This is a genomic window from Alteromonas sp. AMM-1 (assembly GCF_047290655.1).
In the GTDB taxonomy this organism is placed as follows: Bacteria; Pseudomonadota; Gammaproteobacteria; order Enterobacterales; family Alteromonadaceae; genus Alteromonas; species Alteromonas mangrovi.
On record NZ_JBLBUE010000261.1, the window covers coordinates 1 to 2,742 of the forward strand.

Here is a 2,742-nt window from a genome sequence, read left to right on the forward strand (position 1 = left end):
GGCATTGATAACTTTGGGCTAGCTCAGGCAAAGTAATACATTGGCGGGTTAATTACTCAGTTTCAAAGCATTGCGGAAAATCCGTTGCATTATCAGGCTGTTGATCACATTCGTAAGGGATATAGACGAAGCGTGTATGGAAAACATGCTATTTACTATGTCGTTTCTAATCATTGCGTTGATGTCATGCGAATACTAAGAGTAGAAAACCTGAACACTGCTTTTGAGTAATGAATGTGTTCTGTACGTTATCAGATAGGCTCTTAAAAATTCATAACTGACTTCAGCAACTCGCTAAAGAAAAAGAGTAATTGTTAAATGAACGTAATAGTATTCTTGCACAACAAGAAGTAGATGTGGCCCTAGTTGACCTTGGTCGGGATTGGCGACTTATCTGGTAAAACAGAAAGTAGTGAGAAGTTATTCACCATCTAACCCACGGATTTAGTGGAGATGGTGGCCCCACCTGGACTTGAACCAGGGACCTAACGATTATGAGTCGTGTGCTCTAACCAACTGAGCTATAGGGCCATTTGAATTGTTGCGAGGTGCTATCTATCGATTAGCGGGCGCAAGTATAAGCAGTTTTTGTGTGCTTGTCACCCCATCTCAATACTCAAAATTGCTCAATTGCGCGAATTTTCATCACTTAAGTCCTTGTGCCTCAGCGGTTATTTACTTGAGGGCTATATTTGCCGTCAATGGCGGCCATAGATTAGTGCAAAAACGGAGTTTGTCTGCTATCTTTCAGCTACTTAGTAGGATTTTCTTCGAATCGGCAATTCATCTGGAGAATAATAATGACTGAAAAACCATACCTGGTTAGTGGCCGAAACACGCTTATTCACAAAGTACGCAAGTTTGATTTGCTGGTTCTTAATGGCAGTGACGCTCCACCTATCGTAGTAACGTTCCGCGGCATTAAAGAGTACACCGGAAAGGTACCTGAGAATAAACGTGAGGCAAAAATGATGGACATGGAACTGGTAGACGTTACTACCAGCGATGTGTTCGGCGACGAAAAAACGCTGATTTTTATTCAAACCTTAAGTGGTAAAGAATACAAAGTGGACTATTCGAAAGCGGGTACAGATATGTTCATCCGTGTTCACCAGGACAGCATTTTTTAACGCGGTGTTACCTCGGCCATTCCTTGAATGGCCTGTCATCCAGCATCTTCGATATTTCCCCATCCGTCAGGATTGAGTGTGTTAAAGCCATGAATAGCTTTGGGTTTGCCTTTTAGCTGCACGTATCGGCGATCGTAAATATTAAACTGACACAAATCCTTGGGCGTTGTTTCAGACGCATTGAGTTCATTCAGGATGCCGCCATGTCGCAGTCCTTCTGCCACCAGTTCAGAACAAAACCAGCGATTAAATTTACGCCTGTTGTAGGTTAGCCATTTGAACCATTTGTGGTCGTCGAAGGTGTCGATTGCTGCCCCAAACAATTGCCATATATCGTAGGATTTGTTTAGTTGGTCAGCCAGGAATTCATGGAAGGTAATCCAGTTGTCTTCCAGTGAGGCTTTGGCATCGTTGTGAAGGGGCAACCACCAGATATCGCCCTTGTAGGTGCGAATGCGTTCTCCCACGTAGTTATACATCACCCCTTTTTTGCCTTTGATTGACGTTGCTTCAATCATAGTGAGGTCGTTGAGGTGCTGGTTAGTTGGCGTGTCGGGCGTATCTACAACCAGAGCGGTGTGGGTAACCACTGAACGGGTAGTGAATTTTGCCCAGCGAGAAAATAGACTGGTACCACCAAAGGCAATGATGTCGCCCGGTGCGATAAGGTGTTTTACTTCCTCATAGTGTTTATGGGTTAACACGGTTATTCCTTTATACAGATTGCGAAGCGACAATCCGCGGATTAATTCACTGTTGCGTGTCCGAACGCAGCATAGCAATGCGCAAAACGCAGTAATGAATCAATCTGCTCCTTTCTTCGAATGTTACAAATTGTGTGGTCTGCACGACTAACCTGAAGGTTAATCCGACCGTTTAACTGCAGTTATATCCCGTTTATCGCAAAATCTCAAATAGCAGTAATTTAACGTTTCTGAGACAACCTTTTTACGTTCTGTCTCTACTGTATAGGGGCGTACCGGAAAGTCTTGCTGTGTTTCCCTGCGCAGCATCGAGTTAATCAGAGGATAAGATCATGAAAGTAAGTAACCGTATTTCTGCCCCACTGGCTATTGCCGCATTGATGTCTGTAAGTGCTATGGCTGCAATGAGTTCAGCTCAGGCTGCCACTATGTCTGCTGCGATGGAACAAAAGTTGGTAGCGGTGTGTGAGGCCATTAAAGACGACAGTAGAATTGCACTGCATAAAGCCGTGAAAAGCAGCGGTGTTAGCTATCGCGTACTGGCCAACGGATTGGTGTGTAATGGCCAGGATATGTATAGCTTTGCCATGTTAAACAACGCTAATCAAACCGGCGCAATCATCGCCAAGCGAACCAATCTGGCTGAGCGCAGCCTCACTGCAAAGCGCTAAGTTTTCCTTTCCCTGGGCTTGAGGCTGCCAGTTGGCTGCCTCTTTTTTCATAAGGTAGCACTGTGTTAACAGCAACGCGAACTGAGCCAATCTCGTTCGTTATGACGCAAGGTAAACTGGCGCAGGCTTTTTCACATAGCTTGCAAGAACTCACTTTGCCTGAATGTCAGTTTGAATTTACCACGGATCTGCACACGCAGTTTTGTTTTCAGGCCCGTTTGCAACATCCCGGGCTCA

4 protein-coding genes and 1 tRNA gene are annotated in these 2,742 nt (G+C 44.8%); 3 read left to right on the forward strand and 2 right to left on the reverse strand.

The genetic code is table 11. The features are described 5' to 3' along the window. Positions 1-51 precede the first annotated feature (51 nt). Complete coding sequence (locus ACLR2L_RS19790; protein ID WP_413370694.1) at positions 52-231, forward strand: type II toxin-antitoxin system RelE/ParE family toxin; 180 nt, start codon at positions 52-54, stop codon at positions 229-231. Between the two features lie 223 nt (positions 232-454). Here the strand turns inward: ACLR2L_RS19790 and ACLR2L_RS19795 are convergent. After that, positions 455-531 (reverse strand) — tRNA-Ile (locus ACLR2L_RS19795). Between the two features lie 269 nt (positions 532-800). Between ACLR2L_RS19795 and ACLR2L_RS19800 the strand changes: the two genes are divergently transcribed. Beyond that, positions 801-1,130, forward strand: coding sequence for a hypothetical protein (locus ACLR2L_RS19800; RefSeq protein WP_140956380.1), 330 nt, complete (start codon positions 801-803; stop codon positions 1,128-1,130). Between the two features lie 35 nt (positions 1,131-1,165). Here the strand turns inward: ACLR2L_RS19800 and ACLR2L_RS19805 are convergent, their stop codons facing one another. Next, positions 1,166-1,834 (reverse strand): hypothetical protein, encoded by a 669-nt coding sequence (locus ACLR2L_RS19805; RefSeq protein WP_413370690.1) that lies wholly within the window; start codon positions 1,832-1,834, stop codon positions 1,166-1,168. Between the two features lie 332 nt (positions 1,835-2,166). On the opposite strand from ACLR2L_RS19805, the gene ACLR2L_RS19810 reads away from it, so the two are divergent. Beyond that, the gene (locus tag ACLR2L_RS19810; RefSeq protein ID WP_413370692.1) at positions 2,167-2,505 is read left to right on the forward strand and encodes a DUF3718 domain-containing protein; all 339 of its coding nucleotides are present in this window, start codon (positions 2,167-2,169) and stop codon (positions 2,503-2,505) included. Positions 2,506-2,742: the final 237 nt, after the last annotated feature.